Annotated in this window: 14 protein-coding genes; 9 read left to right on the top strand and 5 right to left on the bottom strand. The window is 63.8% G+C overall.

Annotated elements, in window-relative coordinates; all coding sequences use genetic code 11:
* Positions 1-97: 97 nt before the first annotated feature.
* The 3 genes from DM872_RS16175 to DM872_RS16165 all read right to left on the bottom strand — a co-directional run bounded on the left by DM872_RS16175 (position 98) and on the right by DM872_RS16165 (position 4,296).
* Positions 98-2,644 carry a TonB-dependent receptor gene (locus DM872_RS16175; RefSeq protein ID WP_179060434.1) on the bottom strand — a complete coding sequence of 849 codons (2,547 nt, stop codon included), beginning with the start codon at positions 2,642-2,644 and terminating at the stop codon, positions 98-100.
* Between the two features lie 166 nt (positions 2,645-2,810).
* Positions 2,811-3,773 (bottom strand): FecR domain-containing protein, encoded by a 963-nt coding sequence (locus tag DM872_RS16170; RefSeq protein ID WP_179060433.1) that lies wholly within the window; start codon positions 3,771-3,773, stop codon positions 2,811-2,813.
* A 1-nt stretch (position 3,774) separates the two neighbouring features.
* Positions 3,775-4,296 (bottom strand): sigma-70 family RNA polymerase sigma factor, encoded by a 522-nt coding sequence (locus DM872_RS16165; protein ID WP_373273717.1) that lies wholly within the window; start codon positions 4,294-4,296, stop codon positions 3,775-3,777.
* 166 nt (positions 4,297-4,462) lie between these two features.
* Between DM872_RS16165 and DM872_RS16160 the strand changes: the two genes are divergently transcribed.
* Entirely contained in the window at positions 4,463-4,870 is a 408-nt protein-coding gene (locus DM872_RS16160; RefSeq protein ID WP_179060432.1) for a PA2779 family protein, read from the top strand.
* Positions 4,870-5,817 carry a PA2778 family cysteine peptidase gene (locus tag DM872_RS16155; RefSeq protein WP_179060431.1) on the top strand — a complete coding sequence of 316 codons (948 nt, stop codon included), beginning with the start codon at positions 4,870-4,872 and terminating at the stop codon, positions 5,815-5,817. Before DM872_RS16160 ends, DM872_RS16155 begins: the two co-directional genes overlap by 1 nt.
* Positions 5,818-6,085: 268 nt before the next feature.
* Here the strand turns inward: DM872_RS16155 and DM872_RS16150 are convergent, their stop codons facing one another.
* Complete coding sequence (locus DM872_RS16150) at positions 6,086-6,844, bottom strand: SDR family oxidoreductase (RefSeq protein ID WP_179060430.1); 759 nt, start codon at positions 6,842-6,844, stop codon at positions 6,086-6,088.
* 104 nt (positions 6,845-6,948) lie between these two features.
* Between DM872_RS16150 and DM872_RS16145 the strand changes: the two genes are divergently transcribed.
* The 7 genes from DM872_RS16145 (at position 6,949) to DM872_RS16115 (ending at position 12,942) form a co-directional block, all read left to right on the top strand.
* Positions 6,949-7,680, top strand: a complete 732-nt coding sequence (locus DM872_RS16145) for a HugZ family pyridoxamine 5'-phosphate oxidase (protein WP_179060429.1) — start codon at positions 6,949-6,951, stop codon at positions 7,678-7,680.
* A gap of 65 nt (positions 7,681-7,745) precedes the next feature.
* A complete protein-coding gene (locus DM872_RS16140; protein WP_179060428.1) occupies positions 7,746-8,198 on the top strand; it encodes an FxsA family protein in 453 nt (150 codons plus the stop codon).
* A 188-nt stretch (positions 8,199-8,386) separates the two neighbouring features.
* Positions 8,387-8,680: a co-chaperone GroES gene (locus DM872_RS16135; protein WP_028628402.1), complete on the top strand. Its 294-nt coding sequence runs from the start codon at positions 8,387-8,389 to the stop codon at positions 8,678-8,680.
* A 47-nt stretch (positions 8,681-8,727) separates the two neighbouring features.
* A complete protein-coding gene (groL, locus tag DM872_RS16130) occupies positions 8,728-10,368 on the top strand; it encodes a chaperonin GroEL (protein WP_179060427.1) in 1,641 nt (546 codons plus the stop codon).
* A 187-nt stretch (positions 10,369-10,555) separates the two neighbouring features.
* On the top strand, positions 10,556-11,239 hold the full coding sequence (locus tag DM872_RS16125; protein WP_179060426.1) for a response regulator transcription factor: 684 nt from the start codon (positions 10,556-10,558) through the stop codon (positions 11,237-11,239).
* The gene (locus tag DM872_RS16120) at positions 11,229-12,518 is read left to right on the top strand and encodes a sensor histidine kinase (protein ID WP_179060425.1); all 1,290 of its coding nucleotides are present in this window, start codon (positions 11,229-11,231) and stop codon (positions 12,516-12,518) included. Before DM872_RS16125 ends, DM872_RS16120 begins: the two co-directional genes overlap by 11 nt.
* Positions 12,519-12,717: 199 nt before the next feature.
* Positions 12,718-12,942 carry a hypothetical protein gene (locus tag DM872_RS16115; RefSeq protein ID WP_179060424.1) on the top strand — a complete coding sequence of 75 codons (225 nt, stop codon included), beginning with the start codon at positions 12,718-12,720 and terminating at the stop codon, positions 12,940-12,942.
* Positions 12,943-13,109: 167 nt separating this feature from the next.
* On the opposite strand, the gene DM872_RS16110 is transcribed toward DM872_RS16115, so the two are convergent.
* Complete coding sequence (locus tag DM872_RS16110) at positions 13,110-16,163, bottom strand: multidrug efflux RND transporter permease subunit (RefSeq protein ID WP_179060423.1); 3,054 nt, start codon at positions 16,161-16,163, stop codon at positions 13,110-13,112.
* Between the last annotated feature and the right edge of the window lie 21 nt (positions 16,164-16,184).

Here is a 16,184-nt window from a genome sequence, read left to right as displayed (position 1 = left end):
AGCGATTGAAATCGCCCCCACAAAGTCGTCGCCACAGAGGTGAGCCGAGAGTCACCCCTCGCCCGCTTGCGGGAGAGGGGGCGGGGGAGAGGGGCCCTTAGAACTCCACGCTGTAACTCAGGCTGTAGGTGCGCCCACGACCGTGGTAGTCGAACAGGTCGGCGGGGATGTTGGCGCTGTAGAACACTTGCGCGCGCTGGCCCCAGACGGTGGTGTAGTCCTTGTCCAGCAGGTTCTGGATGCCGAAGTTGAGGGTACCCACCGGCAGGACCTGGCTGCCCAGCAGGTCGAAGGTCGCGTAGCCGTCGATCTTGTGGTCGTTGCCGTCGAACTGGCCGCTGGCGAGGACGTTGCCGTCGTCGGACAGGTTGAAGGTGCGCACGCCTTGCAGGCGCAGGCTGGTGTCGTCGTCGCGCCAGCCAACGAAGGCGGTCAGCTTGGACGGACTGGCGGCGGTCACGTCCTGTTTCTGCCAGCGGTCGTCGATCTTCTGCTGGGAACGGATGGCCAGGGCGCTGGTGCCCACCTGCCAGTTGTCGTTCAGCCAGTAGTTGGCCTGGCCTTCCAGGCCGTAGTTGCGCTTCTTGTTGTCCAGCTGCTCCACCAGGAGGGTGGTGCGGTTGTAGGTGATGCTCTTGTCGGACCAGGCGTAGAAGGCGGCCAACTGGGCATCCAGGCTGCCGTCGTAATGGCGCCAGCCAAGCTCCACCTGCTTGGTCTTGATGCCGTCGAGGGCGGAGTCCTTCACGTTCACCCCCTTCTGCAGCACCCAGCGGCCATTGACCGGGGCAGCGGAGTAGGTGCCCTGGCCGTAGTACTTGGCCGGGTCCGGCAGCTCGAAACCTTCGGAATAGTTGGCCCAGACCTGCTGGGCCTTGTTCAGCTTATAGACGGCACCGAAGTTGTAGAGATCGACCTGGTAATCCTTCTCGCCGCCGGGAATGGCGTCGGCGCTGGTGCCGTTGCCATTGCTGATCTGGATTTGCTGGGATGCCGCAACGAAGTCACCGACGTCGTTGTTGGTGCGCTGGCGACGCACGCCGCCGGATAGGGTCAGGTCGTCGGTGGCGCGCCAGCTGCCCTGGGCGAACAGCGAGTTGCTGTCGGTATCGATGCCGGGGTAGCGGCCGACCTTGGCGAACTCGTCAGCCACCAGGCCGCCGGTCTGGGCGGCGGTGGTGAGATCGAACAGGGCCTGGTCGGAATCGAAGCTTTCACGTTCGATGTCGGCACCGTAGGTCAGGGTGAAGCGGTCCCACTCCTTCACGAGTACGGCCTTCAGCCCGTAGTAGTCGGTGTCCTGCTGCGAGGCGGAGTAGTAGGAACGAGCCGGGTTGATCGCGCCCGTACCGGTGAAACTGATGCTCGGGTAAGGCTGGAAGGCCATCTCTTCGCTGCGGTAGTAGGCCTGCAGGTAGAGGTCGTGGCCGAGCACTTCGGGGGCGTGGTAGGTGGCATTGAACTGGGTACGCTCGGTGCGCGGCTCGCGGTCGAAGCTGGCGCCTCCTTCGATCTCGAAGGGCTCCAGGCCGCGCAGGCCGGCGAAGTTGCGGCCGAGGTCGACGCCCTTGTCGCCGTCGTAGCCGGAGTCGTACCACTGGGCGCCGAGGCTCAGGCTGTGGCCATTGGCGAAGGTGAGGTCGAGGCTGCCCATCACGTCCACCGACTGGTTGTACTGCAGGTCGGTCTGGGTGATGTCGAGCATCACCTGGTCGCCGCTGCCGTCATAGGCGGCGCCGTTCTTCTGGTAGGCCACCGAGGCGCGGCCCTTGATCTGCTCATTGCCGCCACTGACGGACTGGGCTGCGCGCCAGTCGTGGTCCTGGCTGGTCTCGAAGCCGCTGCGCAGACCCACTTCGCTGTTGAAGCGCGCAGGTCCCGCCTCGCCCTTCTTGGTGACGATGTTGATGATGCCGCCGGTGGCGCCGCCGCCGTACACCGCACTGGCGCCGGAGAGCACTTCGATGCGCTCGATGTTGAACGGGTCGATGGAGTCGAACTGGCGGCTGATGCCACGGGAGCTGTTCAGGGATACGCCGTCGATCATCACCAGGGCGCTACGGCCGCGCATGTTCTGGCCGTAGTTGGTACGACCCTGGGGACCGATGTCGAGACCGGGGATCAACTGGCCGAGGGCTTCCTTGAAGGGCACGCCGCCCTTCGTCTGCTCCTGCAGCTGCGGCGCGTCGATGATCCACACGGTGCCCGGCAGCTCGCTGATGCTGGTGGGCGCGCGGGAGCCGACCACCACCTGGCGGTCCACTTCGATGGCGGCGCCGGAGGATTGCAGGCTGTAGCCGCCGTCCTGGGCCACGGCGTGCAGGCCACTGCCGGCCAGCAACTGGTTCAGGCCCTCGTCGACGCCGTATTGGCCGTGCAGGCCCTGGGTCTGGCGGCCGGCCGTCAGCTCGGGGCTGAAGGACAGCAGCACGCCGGCTTCACGGCCGAACTGGTTGAGCGCTGCTTCCAGCGGGCCGGCGGGAATGTCGAAGGCCTGGCGTTGGCTTTCGGCACCAATTTCCAGGGCGGCCGCCATGACGGGAGCGGGCAGGGTAGCGGCCAGGCCGAGACTCAGCAGCAGCGGCTGCATGGCGCGGACCAGTGGTTTGCGGGCGAATTGGCGAAGACGCGGCGGGTACTGCATGGGGGATCTCGTCGTGAATTGGGAAGGTCTCTGCCTGCCTTGTCACGCGAGTTCGGAAAAAAGGCTCAGCTTGCGCAAAAAAAATTGTCCATCGATGAAGCCCAACGGCGGAGGCGTGCCGGAAGTTGGGCCTCGCTGTACTCGGACCAACCTACGGGACGCCCCGTCAACCGGTGGCGCGTGGGTGCACCTTGACCCAGTAGCGCGTCAGGCTGTGCACCTCCACCGGCAGCGCCTTGGGCAGCATGGCGAGGATGCGTTCGGTGTTGTCCAGGGGGTAGCTGCCGGAAATCAGCAGGCCGGCCACCTGTGGATCACAGCTGAGGTGGCCACGGCGGTAGCGGCCGAGTTCCGCGAGGAAATCGTCCAGGCGCATATGGCTCGCGACCAGCATGCCCTGGGTCCAGGCCAGGCTGTCTTCGCTGGCGCTTGCGGGCGGGTCGATGCGGGGGGGCGAGAGGTTGGCCTGTTGGCCGGGCAGCAGCGACTGGCGCTGGCCATCGGCAAGCAGGTCGGCGCTGCCTTCGAACAGGCTGACGCGGCTGGTGCGTTCAAGGACGCGCACGTTCAGACGGCCGCCACGGCTCTCGATCAGGCCCTGGGGCGTGTGGATGCGCAGCGGACGTGGATCGCTGACGCCATCGAGGAGGATTTCCCCCTGGCGCATCTCGATCAGCCGCTGTCCCGCATCGAAGCGGATATCCACCGCGCTTGCAGTGTTCAGTTCCAGGCGAGAGCCGTCGGCCAGGTGCAGCGCGCGGCGTTCGCCGACAGCGGTGGATGCGTCGCTGCGCAGGGCCAGCAGGGATTCGCTGTCGCGCAGGCTGATGGCGCCACCTCCGACCAGGGCGCAAAGCATCAGCAGCTTCAGGGCTTCGCGGCGATTACGCTGCGCTGGCGCACCCAGAGCCGCCAGCGCCACTGGCGTTTCCAGTCCGCGCAGGCCGCGGTTAACCGCCTCGATGCGTTGCCAGGCACGTTCATGTTCCGCATCGGAGCTGCGCCAGTCCCGCCAGGCCTGGTGACGTTGTTCGCTGACCTCGCCACACTGCAGTTCCACCAGCCATTCGACCGCCTGTTCGGCTACGGCCGGGGCAATGCGGCTGCGATCCACGCTGTGCAGGCTCATGTCACACGCTCTCCGCGAAATAGCAGCGCTGCGCCGCCTTGACCATGTGGCGCTTGACGGTGGAGAGCGAGATGTCCAGTTGGGCAGCTATTTCCACGTAGGTCATGCCGTCCACCTGGGCCAGCAGGAAGACCTTCTTCGCCACCGCCGGCAAGCCGTCCAGCAAGCGGTCCAGTTCCACCAGGGTCTCCAGGATGATGGCGCGTTCCTCTTCGCTTGGGGCGAGCGCTTCCGGCTGGGCGGCGAGAGCTTCGAGATAGGCACGCTCGATGTCCTGACGCCGGTAGTGGTTGGCCAGCACGCGCTTGGCTACCGTGGTGAGGAAGGCGCGGGGCTCGAGGATCACTGGTTTTTCCCGCGCCAACAGGACGCGCAGGAAGGTGTCCTGCGCGAGGTCCGCGGCGTTCTGCGGGCAGCCCAGGCGCCGGCGCAGCCAGCCCGTCAGCCAACCGTGATGGTCGCTGTAGAGTTTCTGCAGGGATTCGGCCGGCGGAGGCGGAAGGGCGTCGGCACCGTGATTCAAGAACTGGACTCGGAAGCAAATGGGAATGTTTCGCATTCTATAGTTGCTGGCCGGAGTTCAGCAATAATCAGAGGGTATCGAAGAATCTTCTTAACTTGCTGTAGGAAGGTTGGAACCGCCCAACACGCTCCGTGGTCAACTGGCAACAAAATCTGGAGAAATCACCATGCTTTCGCGTCACTGCAACCGTCGTCTCGCTTCCGTCCTGATCGCCGGTCAGCTCGTCTTCCTTGCCCAGATGCCGCTGGCCCAGGCCGCCATGATCGGCACGCCGCAGGCCATGCAGGAGCAATCCCTGCAGCAGCATCAACCGGTCGACCAGGCGCAACTGCGCGCCATGCTTGACGACAAGCAGGTACAGCAGAAGCTCGAATCCCTCGGTGTGCCGCGCGAGCAGGTGGAGGCACGTATTGCCAGCCTGACCCCGGCCGAGCTGCAGCAATTCAACCAGCGCCTGGAGCAGGAACCCGCCGGCGGCTGGGTGGGCATCATCGTGCTGTTCCTGGTGATCTTCATCATCACCGACATGCTCTGCGCCACTGACATCTTCAGCTTCATCAAGTGCATCAACTGATGCGACTCTGGCTCGCCGTCCTGGTGCTGGCCCTCGCGGGCTGCGCCGGGCAGCAACCGGCGCTGTCGCCCCAGAGCGACCGCCTGCCACAGCGCATGGAGCTGACCCAGACGCCGTTCTATCCACAGGAGATCTACCAGTGCGGCCCGGCCGCGCTGGCGACGGTGCTGGTGCAGCGAGGTGTGAAGACCTCACCCGAGGAGCTGACGCCGAAGGTCTACCTGCCGGCCCGGCAGGGCAGCCTGAAGCTGGAGCTCGTGGCTGCCGCGCGCCAGTACGGAATGCTGGTCTATCCGCTGGAACCGAACCTGGATGCACTGCTGGCCCAGGTGGCGGCCGGTAACCCGGTGCTGGTGATGCAGAACCTCGGTCTGGACTGGCTGCCGCGTTGGCACTTCGCGGTGGTGGTCGGGTTCGACCGCAGCAAGAACGAGCTGGTGCTGCGGTCTGGCACCGAGAAGCGCTGGGTCACCGACCTGCGCAGCTTCGACCGTACCTGGCAGCGTGCCGAGCGCTGGGCCGTGGTGACGGTGCCGGCAGACCAACTGCCCGCCGAGGTCCGTCTGGAACCCTGGATCAAGGCCGCCAACGACCTTGAGCAGACCGCCCAGCGCCCGGTGGCGGAGCGTGCCTATCGCACGGCCGCCGAGCACTGGCCAACGGAACCGTTGCCGCTCTTCGCCCTGGCCAATGCGCGTTATGCCGACGGTGATCGAGATGGCGCCGAGAAGGCCCTGCGCGAGAGCCTGAAGCGCAAGCCCGACTACGCCCTGGGCTGGTTCAACCTGTCCGAAGTGCTCAACGAGAAAGGCTGTGCGACCCAGGCCCAACAGGCCCGTGCCTGCGCTCGCCAGTTGGCGCCGGGGGACGCGCGCCTGACTACTCCGTTAGGGACGACTCCAAGCGGCAAAAGGCAGTGCGGTGCGCTGCCCGTGTGCGGTGAGTGAAGAACCTGTAGGGGCGATTTCAATCGCCAAGCAGGCCGAAGGTCTGCCCTGCTGTGTCCGTCAGGGCAACTGCGTTGCCCTTGGCGAATGAATTGGCTATGTCTGCGTTAGCTGTTGCCTTTGTAGGAGCTAGCTTGCTAGCGAAAAGGAGCCATTCGCTGGCAAGCCAGCTCCTACGGGCAATGCAGCTTGCAGACACAGCCAATGAATTCGCCCTACAGAAGCAAAAAAGCCCCGCATTTGCGGGGCTTTTTCTTGGGGCTTGGCCTTACAGGCGCAGGCCGCCGTCCAGCTCCAGGACACGACCGGTGTAGTAGTCGTTCTCCAGGATGTAGGCAACCGAGTGAGCGATTTCCAGCGGTTTGCCGAGGCGGCGCAGGGGAATGCCCGAGGTCATCTTTTCCAGGGCTTCCGGCTTCATGCTGGCGACCATGTCGGTCTCGATGAAGCCCGGGGCGACGCCGGCCACACGGATGCCGTAGCGAGCCAGTTCCTTCGCCCAGACCACGGTGTCAGCGGCTACACCGGCCTTGGCGGCGGAGTAGTTGGCCTGGCCCATGTTGCCGGCGCGGGAGATGGAGGAGATATTGATGATCGCGCCCTGGTTTTCCAGTTCGATCATCTTGGCGGCGACTTCGCGGGTGCAGAGGAAGACACCGGTCAGGTTGACGTCGATCACGGCCTGCCACTGGGCCAGGCTCATCTTGGTCATTTCGCCGTCCTTGACCTTGATGGTCAGGCCGTCGCGCAGGATGCCGGCGTTGTTCACCAGGCCGTTGATGGCGCCGAAGTCTTCGGCCACCTGGGCGACCATGTGGGTCACCTGCTCTTCGTTGGCCACGTTGCAGAGGTAGGCGCGGGCATCACCACCGGCAGCCTTGCAGGCGGCTACCGCTTCATCCAGTTTTTCCTGGTTCAGGTCCACCAGGGCGAGCTTCGCGCCCTTGGCGGCCAGATACTCACCCATGGCGCGGCCGAGGCCCTGGCAACCACCGGTAATGATGATGACCTTGTCTTTGAGTTGCATGAGAATCCCCTCGAATAACTGTCGCTTTGCCCCCGCTTGCGCCGTTAAACCGCTATTCTGGGCGCTCGTCCGTTTTCGACGGATTCTTTGCGAGGAGTCATAAGGTGAGCGTGAAAGCCGCAAAGCATGCACGAGAAATGCTGCTCAAGGAATACCAGGGGGTGCTGTCCACCCATTCCAAGACCATGCCGGGCTTCCCTTTCGGATCAGTGGTGCCCTATTGCCTGGATGCCGAAGGCCGACCGCTGATCCTCATCAGCCGCATCGCCCAGCACACCCATAACCTGCAGAAAGACGCCAAGTGCTCGCTGCTGGTGGGCGAACGCGGCGCCGCCGACGTCCAGGCCGCCGGGCGCCTGACCTTGCTGGCCGAAGCACGGCAGATCAGCGACGAAGCTGAGGTGGAAGCCGCAGCGACCCGCTACTACCGCTACTTCCCGCAGGCCGTGGACTACCACCGCACCCATGACTTCGATTTCTGGCGCCTCGAGCCGGTGCGCGCTCGCTTCATCGGCGGCTTCGGCGCCATCCATTGGGTGGACCAGCTCGTTCTGGCCAACGGCTTCGCTGGCGAAGCCGAGATCAGCATGCTGGAACACATGAACAGCGATCACGCCAATGCCATCGCCCACTATGTGGAACTGGCCGGCTTGCCGTCCGAACCGACGGCGGCGATGGTCGGAATCGACTCTGAAGGATTCCACCTACGCATCGGTCAGACGCTTCATTGGTTGCCCTTCCCAACATCCTGTAACAACCCAGGTGCAGTCCGTCAGGCCTTGGTACAGCTGGCTCGCGCTGAATCCTGGCCGACCGGTGGCGAGGCAGTGGCTTGAATTGGGAGGAGGGCGACTTCATCTAACGGATTATCGGAAGCCGTTCTTCCGCCAAGGACCCCCAGATGCGCGCTTTTCTCTTTCTGTTCCTGCTCTTTCCGCTGATCGAACTGGCCGTCCTGATCCAGGTCGGCAGCGCGATCGGCGTCCTGCCCACTCTGCTGCTGGTGATTGGTACCGCCGTGCTCGGCAGCGTGCTGCTGCGGGTAGCCGGTGTCGCCACTGCCTGGCGCGCCCGTGAGCGCCTGGCCCGTGGCGAGGTGCCTGAGCAGGAAGTACTCGAAGGCCTGCTGATCGCTGTCGGTGGCGGCCTGCTGCTGCTCCCGGGTTTCATCAGCGACATCATCGGCCTGTTCTGCCTGATCCCCTTCACCCGTCGCCTGTTCATCCGCAATCTGCGCCAGCGCGCAGCGGCCCAGGCCATGCGCCAGCGCGCCTTCGCCGACGACCTCGCCGCCCGCAGCGGACAGACCCGCCCGAACGTGATCGAAGGCGAGTACGAGCGCCGCGACCGCTAATTTTTTTTGCGGATGACCCTTGAAATGCCTCCGGGCGCCCCTATGTATCGGTCACCGCAAGGTTCTTGCCTGTTGGCAGGTCAGATTCCAGCGGCGCGCCCGTCGCGCTGCAACCGGCCCCGCCGGACATTACCAACCCACCGGTGCGCGCACCGGTCGAAAGACAACACTATTGGGAGAGATCGACAATGAAGCTTCGTCCTCTGCATGACCGCGTCGTCATCCGTCGCAGCGAAGAAGAGACCAAAACCGCTGGCGGCATCGTGCTGCCGGGTTCGGCCGCCGAGAAGCCGAACCGTGGCGAAGTCGTCGCTGTAGGCACCGGTCGCCTGCTGGACAACGGCGAAGTGCGTCCGCTGGCCGTCAAGGTCGGTGATCAAGTGGTGTTTGGCCCGTACTCCGGCAGCAACACCATCAAGGTCGATGGCGAAGAACTGCTGGTGATGGGCGAGAGCGAAATCCTCGCCGTCGTCGAAGCCTAAGTCTCGCGAATCTCCGCCTACACACCAAAGAATTGAGGATCAATTAAATGGCTGCTAAAGAAGTCAAATTCGGCGATTCCGCCCGCAAGAAAATGCTGGTTGGCGTGAACGTACTGGCCGACGCCGTTAAAGCCACCCTGGGCCCGAAAGGCCGTAACGTGGTTCTGGACAAGTCCTTCGGCGCTCCGACCATCACCAAGGATGGCGTTTCCGTTGCCAAGGAAATCGAGCTGAAAGACAAGTTCGAAAACATGGGCGCCCAGCTGGTAAAAGACGTTGCCTCCAAGGCCAACGACGCTGCCGGTGACGGCACCACCACCGCTACCGTACTGGCTCAAGCCATCGTCAACGAAGGCCTGAAGGCCGTTGCCGCCGGCATGAACCCGATGGACCTGAAGCGCGGCATCGACAAGGCCACCATCGCCATCGTTGCCCAGCTGAAAGAGCTGGCCAAGCCTTGCGCTGATACCAAGGCCATCGCCCAGGTAGGCACCATCTCCGCCAACTCCGACGACTCCATCGGCAACATCATTGCCGAAGCCATGGAGAAAGTAGGCAAGGAAGGCGTGATCACCGTTGAAGAAGGCTCGGGCCTGGAAAACGAACTGTCCGTCGTAGAAGGCATGCAGTTCGACCGCGGCTACCTGTCCCCCTACTTCATCAACAAGCCGGACACCATGGTCGCCGAGCTCGACGGCCCGCTGATCCTGCTGGTGGACAAGAAGATCTCCAACATCCGCGAAATGCTGCCGGTCCTGGAAGCAGTCGCCAAAGCCGGCCGCCCGCTGCTGATCGTCGCTGAAGACGTTGAAGGCGAAGCCCTGGCTACCCTGGTTGTGAACAACATGCGTGGCATCGTCAAAGTCGCAGCCGTCAAGGCTCCGGGCTTCGGCGACCGTCGCAAGGCCATGCTGCAGGACATCGCTATCCTGACCGGCGGCACCGTGATTTCCGAAGAAGTCGGCCTGTCCCTGGAAAGCGCTTCCCTGGAGCACCTGGGTAACGCCAAGCGCGTTGTCCTGAGCAAGGAAAACACCACCATCATCGACGGCGCTGGCGCCCAGGCTGACATCGAAGCCCGCGTTGCCCAGATCCGCAAGCAAGTCGAAGAAACCACTTCCGACTACGACAAAGAGAAGCTGCAAGAGCGTCTGGCCAAGCTGGCCGGCGGTGTTGCCGTGATCAAGGTCGGTGCGGCTACCGAAGTCGAGATGAAAGAGAAGAAAGCCCGCGTTGAAGACGCCCTGCACGCTACCCGTGCTGCCGTCGAAGAAGGCGTGGTTCCTGGCGGTGGCGTAGCCCTGGTTCGCGCCCTGCAGGCCATCGAAGGCCTGAAAGGCGACAACGAAGAGCAGAACGTCGGTATCGCCCTGCTGCGTCGCGCTGTAGAAGCTCCGCTGCGCCAGATCGTGGCCAACGCCGGTGACGAGCCGAGCGTGGTTGTCGACAAGGTCAAGCAAGGTTCCGGCAACTACGGCTTCAACGCTGCTACCGGCGTGTACGGCGACATGATCGAAATGGGCATCCTGGACCCGGCCAAGGTCACCCGTTCCGCTCTGCAAGCTGCTGCCTCCATCGGCGGCCTGATGATCACCACCGAGGCCATGGTTGCCGAAGTGGCTGACGACAAGGCCGGCCCGGCCATGCCTGACATGGGCGGCATGGGCGGCATGGGCGGCATGATGTAAGCCACCCGGCCATCCGGTTCGAAGAAGCCCCGCCTCGTGCGGGGCTTTTTCTTGCCTGCGGAAATGGGCGCAAGTGCCGCGCGTGGGTATGATCGCTGGTTACGCGCTGACGGGAATTCCAGGCTGGTTCCCGGTCGAACGTGCTCGGGCCGGCAAGCGGCCCTCAGTGGATGAATGGAGTTGCACCATGCGGATCCTGCTAGTCGAAGACAACAACGACATTCTCGGCAACATGGTCGATTTCCTCGAACTCAAGGGCTACTCCGTCGACTGTGCACGGGATGGCCTCTCCGGACTGCACCTGGCCAGCAGCGAGCACTATGACCTGGTCGTGCTCGACGTGATGTTGCCGGGGCTGGATGGCTACAGCCTCTGCCGCCGCCTGCGTGAAGAGGCCCGGCGCGATACGCCGGTCATCATGCTCACCGCCCGTGATGCGCTGGATGATCGCCTGCAAGGCTTCAAGTCTGGTGCCGACGACTACCTGCTCAAGCCTTTCGCCCTTTCCGAGCTGGCCGCTCGCATCGAGGCCGTGCTGCGTCGTTCCCAGGGCGGCGGCAAGCGCAGCCTGCAGGTGGGCGATCTCAGCTATGACCTGGACACGCTGGAGGTCAGCCGCGCAGGCAAGACCCTGCGGCTCAATCCCATCGGCCTCAAGCTGCTCGCGGTGCTGATGCAGAAGAGCCCGCACCTGGTTCGCCGGGAGGCGCTGGAAGAGGCCCTGTGGGGCGATGACTGCCCTGACAGCGACAGCCTGCGTAGCCACATCCACCAGTTGCGCCAGGTGATCGACAAACCCTTCGACAAACCGCTGCTGCACACCATGCATGGTCTGGGCTACCGCCTGGCGGAGTCCGCTGATGGAGTTTAAGCAGAGCCTCGCCCGACGGATTCTCATCGCCTTCGTGCTGATGACGACACTGGTGGGGGGCACCTTCTCCGTCGGCATCATCGAAGTCGTGCACCTGATCGAAGAGCAATTGATTTCCCGCGACCTGAACAACGAACTCCGCCGCGTCCTCACCCAGAACATCTTCCAGGGCAAGCCGCCGGCCCTGGACAGCGATACCCGCTTCTACAGCAGCGACAGCGCCAGTCCCTATGTGATTCCCGAGAACATGACCGACCTGTCTCCGGGATTTCACGAGGTCTTCGAGGGCGACAGCTCCTACCATGCGCTCGTTCGTGAGATCGACGGCCGCCGCTATGTGATGCTGCAGGACCAGAGCGAATTCGAGGCCCGCGAGCAGGTGCTTTACCGGGTGGTGATGGTGGGCTTCGGCCTCAGCGTGTTGCTGGCGCTGCTGCTGGGCTGGGTGCTGGCGCGCAAGGTCATCGAGCCGGTGGTGCGCCTGGCCGGGCAAGTCCGTCATCGCGACCAGTTACTGGGCATGGCGCCTCCTTTGGCGCCGGACTACGCCGCCGACGAGGTGGGGCAACTGGCCCAGGCCTTCGACGATACCCTTGGGCGGCTGCATGATGTGCTCAATCGCGAACGCCTGTTCACCAGCGACGTCAGCCACGAACTGCGCACCCCGTTGATGGTACTGGCTACATCCTGTGAGCTGCTGGCGGAGAATCCCCACCTCGATGCGCGTGGTCGTGCCCATGTGCAGCGCATTGCCCGTGCGACCGAAGAAATGCGCGACCTGGTCCAGACGTTCCTGATGCTGGCACGTGCCCAGCGCGACGAAACCAGCGGGGCGCCACAGGCGAGCCTGACCAGTGTCGCCGGCGATCTTGCCAACCAGTGGCGCGAGGCCATCGAGCAGAAGGGTCTGTGCTTCGAGTACCACCCCGGCACACCCCAGGACCGCCCCTACAATGCGTCCTTCCTGCGCTCTGTGCTCGGAAACCTGCTCCGCAACGCGCTGCACTACACCGACGCCGGCAGCATCCGACTGGTACTGAAGGACGGCGGCTTCGTGGTGGAGGACAGCGGCGTCGGCATCCCCGAAGCGGAGCGCGAAGCCATGTTCCGGCCGTTCGTCCGAGGGCCGGCGAAGCGCGGCGATGGTCTTGGGTTGGGGCTTTCGCTTGTTCAGCGGATCTGTGACAACCAGGGCTGGACCGTCAGCCTGAGCGCCGTTGAGCCCACCGGTTGCCGCTTCGAGGTGAATCTCGGCGGTCGGCCCGATCTCGCCAATTGAGTCTTTTCTCACCCTTTGACCCTTCCCGAAGTAGCCGTTGCGGACGCAAATAAGCCCGGGACCGACCGTCGAGCAAGCGGGCAGCCCTGCGCGAGTTGTGGCAGTTTAGGCGCCACTCGTCGCTGAGCGAGGCGGGTTGGTTAGTGCTGATCTACGGTTATGAAGCAGCGTTTGGCAGCGCTATCAAGGGGTTGCGATCATGAAATTAGAAGTCACACGAGCTTTTTTTCTCGTCGGCGCTTTGGGAGTAGCCTCCCTGGCGGTGGCTGCCTGGCATGAACCCTCGCCCTCCGTGGTCAGCGTCAACGGCCTCGGCTATTGCCCGTTACCGCCCAATGCGCGGTTGAAGGCGCAAGTGCAGCCGGACCAGAACCTGCTGCTGTTCATGTTCGGCCTGTCCCAGGGGCTGCGCGCCCAGGAGTGAGGTCCGAACCCACGGGAAACCCCGCCAAGGCGGGGTTTTCTGTTTTTTGGGGTGAGCGGAATCGATTTTGTTCGTTGGACTTCGCGTAGCTCAGCCGCAACCTACGAGAAGCTGCCCGGCAAAGAAAAGCCCCGCAATTGCGGGGCTTTTCGTTATCGCGGCTGGGCTCAGTGGCTGGTCGCCGGCTGGCCTTCGGGCTGCAGGTCCTTCTTCGCCAGGAGCGTATAGACGCAAGGCAGGACGAAGAGGGTGAACAGCGTGCCGATGGACATGCCGGTGGCGATCACCAGGCCAATGTCGAAGCGGCTGACCGCCCCCGCACCCGTGGCGAGGATCAGCGGCACCATGCCGAACACCATTGCCGCGGTGGTCATCAGCACCGGCCGCAGACGAATGGCAGCGGCTTCTTCGACCGCTTCGCGGGCAGACAGTCCCTTCTCACGACGCAACTGGTTGGCGAACTCCACGATCAGGATGCCGTGCTTGCTGATCAGGCCGATCAGCGTCACCAGGCCCACCTGGGTGTAGATGTTCATGCTGGATACGCCGAGGAACAGCGGGATCAGCGCGCCGCAGATGGACAGCGGTACCGTGACCAGCATCACCAGCGGGTCGCGGAAACTCTCGAACTGCGCAGCCAGCACCAGGAAGATGATCGCCAGGGCCAGCGCGAAGGTGACGTAGAGCGCACTGCCTTCCTGCACGTACTGGCGGGATGCGCCGGCATAGTCGAAGCCATAGCCGCGCGGCGCTTCTTCGCGAGCGATCTGCGAGACGGTGTCGATGGCTTCGCCCATGCTCACCGTCGGGAAGCCTTCGATGATGGCCGAGTTGAGCTGCTGGAACTGCTTCAGGCGCGTCGGCCGGGCGCTGTCATGCACGCTGATCAGGGTCGACAGGGGCACCATGGCGCCGCTATCGCTCTTCACGTAGTAGTTGCTCAGCCAGCCCGGATTGTCGCGGTAGGCGCGCTCGACCTGGGCGATGACCTTGTAGCTGCGGCCGTCGATGGTGAAGCGGTTGATCTCACCCTCGCCCAGCAGGATCGCCAGGGTCGAGCCCAGGTCCTCCATGGACACGCCCATCTGCGCAGCCTTCGCCCGGTCGATGTCCACCACCACTTCCGGCTTATCGAACGCCAGGTCGACGTTGAGGAAGGCGAACTTGCCCGACTCCATGGCGCGCGCCTTGATCCGCTCGGTCACTTGCAGCAGCGACTCGTAGTCGTTCGGGGTGTTGATCACGAACTGGAACGGCAGGCCTTCGCCGGTGCCCGGCAGCGAGGGCAGGTTGAAGCCGAAGATCTGCAGGCCGGGGATCTGGTTCAGCTTGCCCTGGACCTCATGGAGCAATTCCATCTGGGTGCGTTCGCGCTCGTCCCAGGGCTTGAGCAGGAAGCCGCCGATGCCGGACTGCACGCCGTCGAAACCGTTGATCTGGAACGAGGAGTAGTACTCGGGGAACTCCTTGAAGATTTTCACGAACGCCTCGGTGTAGGCGTTCAGATAGTCCAGGTTGGTCGGTTGCGGCGCCTTGGCCATGATGAAGACGATGCCCTGGTCTTCGTCCGGGGCCAGTTCGCTCTTGGTGAACTTCAGCAGCACCGGGATCAGGCAGAGCACGATGACCGCGAATACCACCACTACCGGGCGGGTGTTCAGGGTGCCATGCAGGGCCTGCTGATAACGCCGCTTGAGACGGTCGAAGATCATGTCCAGCTTATGCGCCAGGCCCGACGGGTTCTCGTCGTGACGCAGCAGCTTGGAGCACATCATCGGCGACAGGGTCAGGGCGACGATGCCGGAGATGATCACCGCGCCCGCGAGGGTCAGGGCGAATTCACGGAACAGCGCGCCGGTCAGCCCTTCGAGGAAACCGATGGGGGCGTAGACCGCGGCCAGGGTGATGGTCATGGAGATCACCGGCACGGCGATCTCGCGGGCGCCCTCGATGGCCGCATCGAAGGGCGTCTTGCCTTCTTCGATATGCCGGTGGATGTTCTCCACCACCACGATGGCGTCGTCCACCACCAGGCCGATGGCGAGCACCATGGCCAGCAGCGTCAGCAGGTTGATGGAGTAACCCATCAACTGCATGAAGAAGAGCACGCCGATCATCGACAGCGGGATGGTGATCACCGGGATCAGCACCGAGCGGAAGGCGCCGAGGAACAGGAACACGACCACGATCACGATCAGCACGGCTTCGCCGAGGGTCTTCACCACTTCGTCGATGGAGGCCTGGATGAATCGGGTGGCGTCGTAGGCGATGGACACCTTGAGGTTCGGTGGCAGCTGGGACTCCAGCTCCGGCATGATCGCGCGCACGTGCTTGATCACGTCCAGCGGGTTGGCGCTGGGGGTGCCCTTGATGCCGATGTAGACCGAGGGAATGCCGTCGAAGGAGCTGATGGAGTCGTAGTTTTCCGCGCCCATTTCCACCCGTGCCACGTCGCGCACCAGCACGCGGCTGTCACCCACGGTCTTCACCGGGATGGCGCCGAAGGCATCGGGGGACTTGAGGTCGGTGGTGGCATTGATGCTGGTGACGACGTACTGGCCCTTCACCTCGCCGGCGGCGGAGAGGAAGTTGTACTTGCGCACCGCGTCGTTGATGTCGTTGGCGGTGATGCCGTAGGCCGCCATCCGCACCGGGTCCAGCCACAGGCGCATGGCGAAGACCTGGTTGCCGAGGATTTCCGCTTCAGCCATGCCCGGCAGGGTGGCCAGCTTGGGCTGGATCACCCGCGAGAGGTAGTCGGTGATTTGCGGATTGGACAGCTCGTCGCTGTAGAAGCTGATGTACATCAGCGCCGAGGCGTCGGCCGCTTCCTTGGACAGCACCGGGTCTTCCGCGTCCTGCGGCAGCTGGTTCTTCACCTCGTTGGCCTTGGCCAGCAGTTCGGTGAAGAGCCGGTCGGAGTTGGCACCGATGCGCGCGTAGATCTGGATGACCGAGGCGTTCTGCTGGCTCGCCGAGGTCATGTAGTCGATACCCTCGGCGCTGGCCAGGCTCTGCTGCAACGGCTGGGTGATGTAGCCCTGGATGGTCTCGGCGTTGGCGCCGGGGTAGGCGGTGGTCACCGTGATCAGGGCGTTTTCCATCTGCGGGTACTGGCGGATCACCAGTTTGCTGAAGGCCTGGAAACCCAGGAGCACGATCAGCAGGCTGACGACGGTCGCCAGCACCGGGCGACGGATGAAAGGATCTGTGAAAGCCATGTTCCGTTCCTTCGCGCGCGT

Source organism: Pseudomonas taiwanensis, from assembly GCF_013393345.1.
Lineage (GTDB): Bacteria > Pseudomonadota > Gammaproteobacteria > Pseudomonadales > Pseudomonadaceae > Metapseudomonas > Metapseudomonas resinovorans_C.
This window is presented reverse-complemented; position numbering and strand designations above follow the sequence as displayed.

What these genes read in the sequence shown, in the direction of transcription:
- DM872_RS16175 (WP_179060434.1), bottom strand. Translation starts at nt 2,644, where the DNA reads ATGCAGTACCCGCCGCGTCTTCGCCAATTCGCCCGCAAACCACTGGTC.
- DM872_RS16170 (WP_179060433.1), bottom strand. Translation starts at nt 3,773, where the DNA reads ATGAGCCTGCACAGCGTGGATCGCAGCCGCATTGCCCCGGCCGTAGCC.
- DM872_RS16160 (WP_179060432.1), top strand. Translation starts at nt 4,463, where the DNA reads ATGCTTTCGCGTCACTGCAACCGTCGTCTCGCTTCCGTCCTGATCGCC.
- DM872_RS16155 (WP_179060431.1), top strand. Translation starts at nt 4,870, where the DNA reads ATGCGACTCTGGCTCGCCGTCCTGGTGCTGGCCCTCGCGGGCTGCGCC.
- DM872_RS16150 (WP_179060430.1), bottom strand. Translation starts at nt 6,844, where the DNA reads ATGCAACTCAAAGACAAGGTCATCATCATTACCGGTGGTTGCCAGGGC.
- DM872_RS16140 (WP_179060428.1), top strand. Translation starts at nt 7,746, where the DNA reads ATGCGCGCTTTTCTCTTTCTGTTCCTGCTCTTTCCGCTGATCGAACTG.
- DM872_RS16135 (WP_028628402.1), top strand. Translation starts at nt 8,387, where the DNA reads ATGAAGCTTCGTCCTCTGCATGACCGCGTCGTCATCCGTCGCAGCGAA.
- groL (WP_179060427.1), top strand. Translation starts at nt 8,728, where the DNA reads ATGGCTGCTAAAGAAGTCAAATTCGGCGATTCCGCCCGCAAGAAAATG.
- DM872_RS16125 (WP_179060426.1), top strand. Translation starts at nt 10,556, where the DNA reads ATGCGGATCCTGCTAGTCGAAGACAACAACGACATTCTCGGCAACATG.
- DM872_RS16120 (WP_179060425.1), top strand. Translation starts at nt 11,229, where the DNA reads ATGGAGTTTAAGCAGAGCCTCGCCCGACGGATTCTCATCGCCTTCGTG.
- DM872_RS16115 (WP_179060424.1), top strand. Translation starts at nt 12,718, where the DNA reads ATGAAATTAGAAGTCACACGAGCTTTTTTTCTCGTCGGCGCTTTGGGA.
- DM872_RS16110 (WP_179060423.1), bottom strand. Translation starts at nt 16,163, where the DNA reads ATGGCTTTCACAGATCCTTTCATCCGTCGCCCGGTGCTGGCGACCGTC.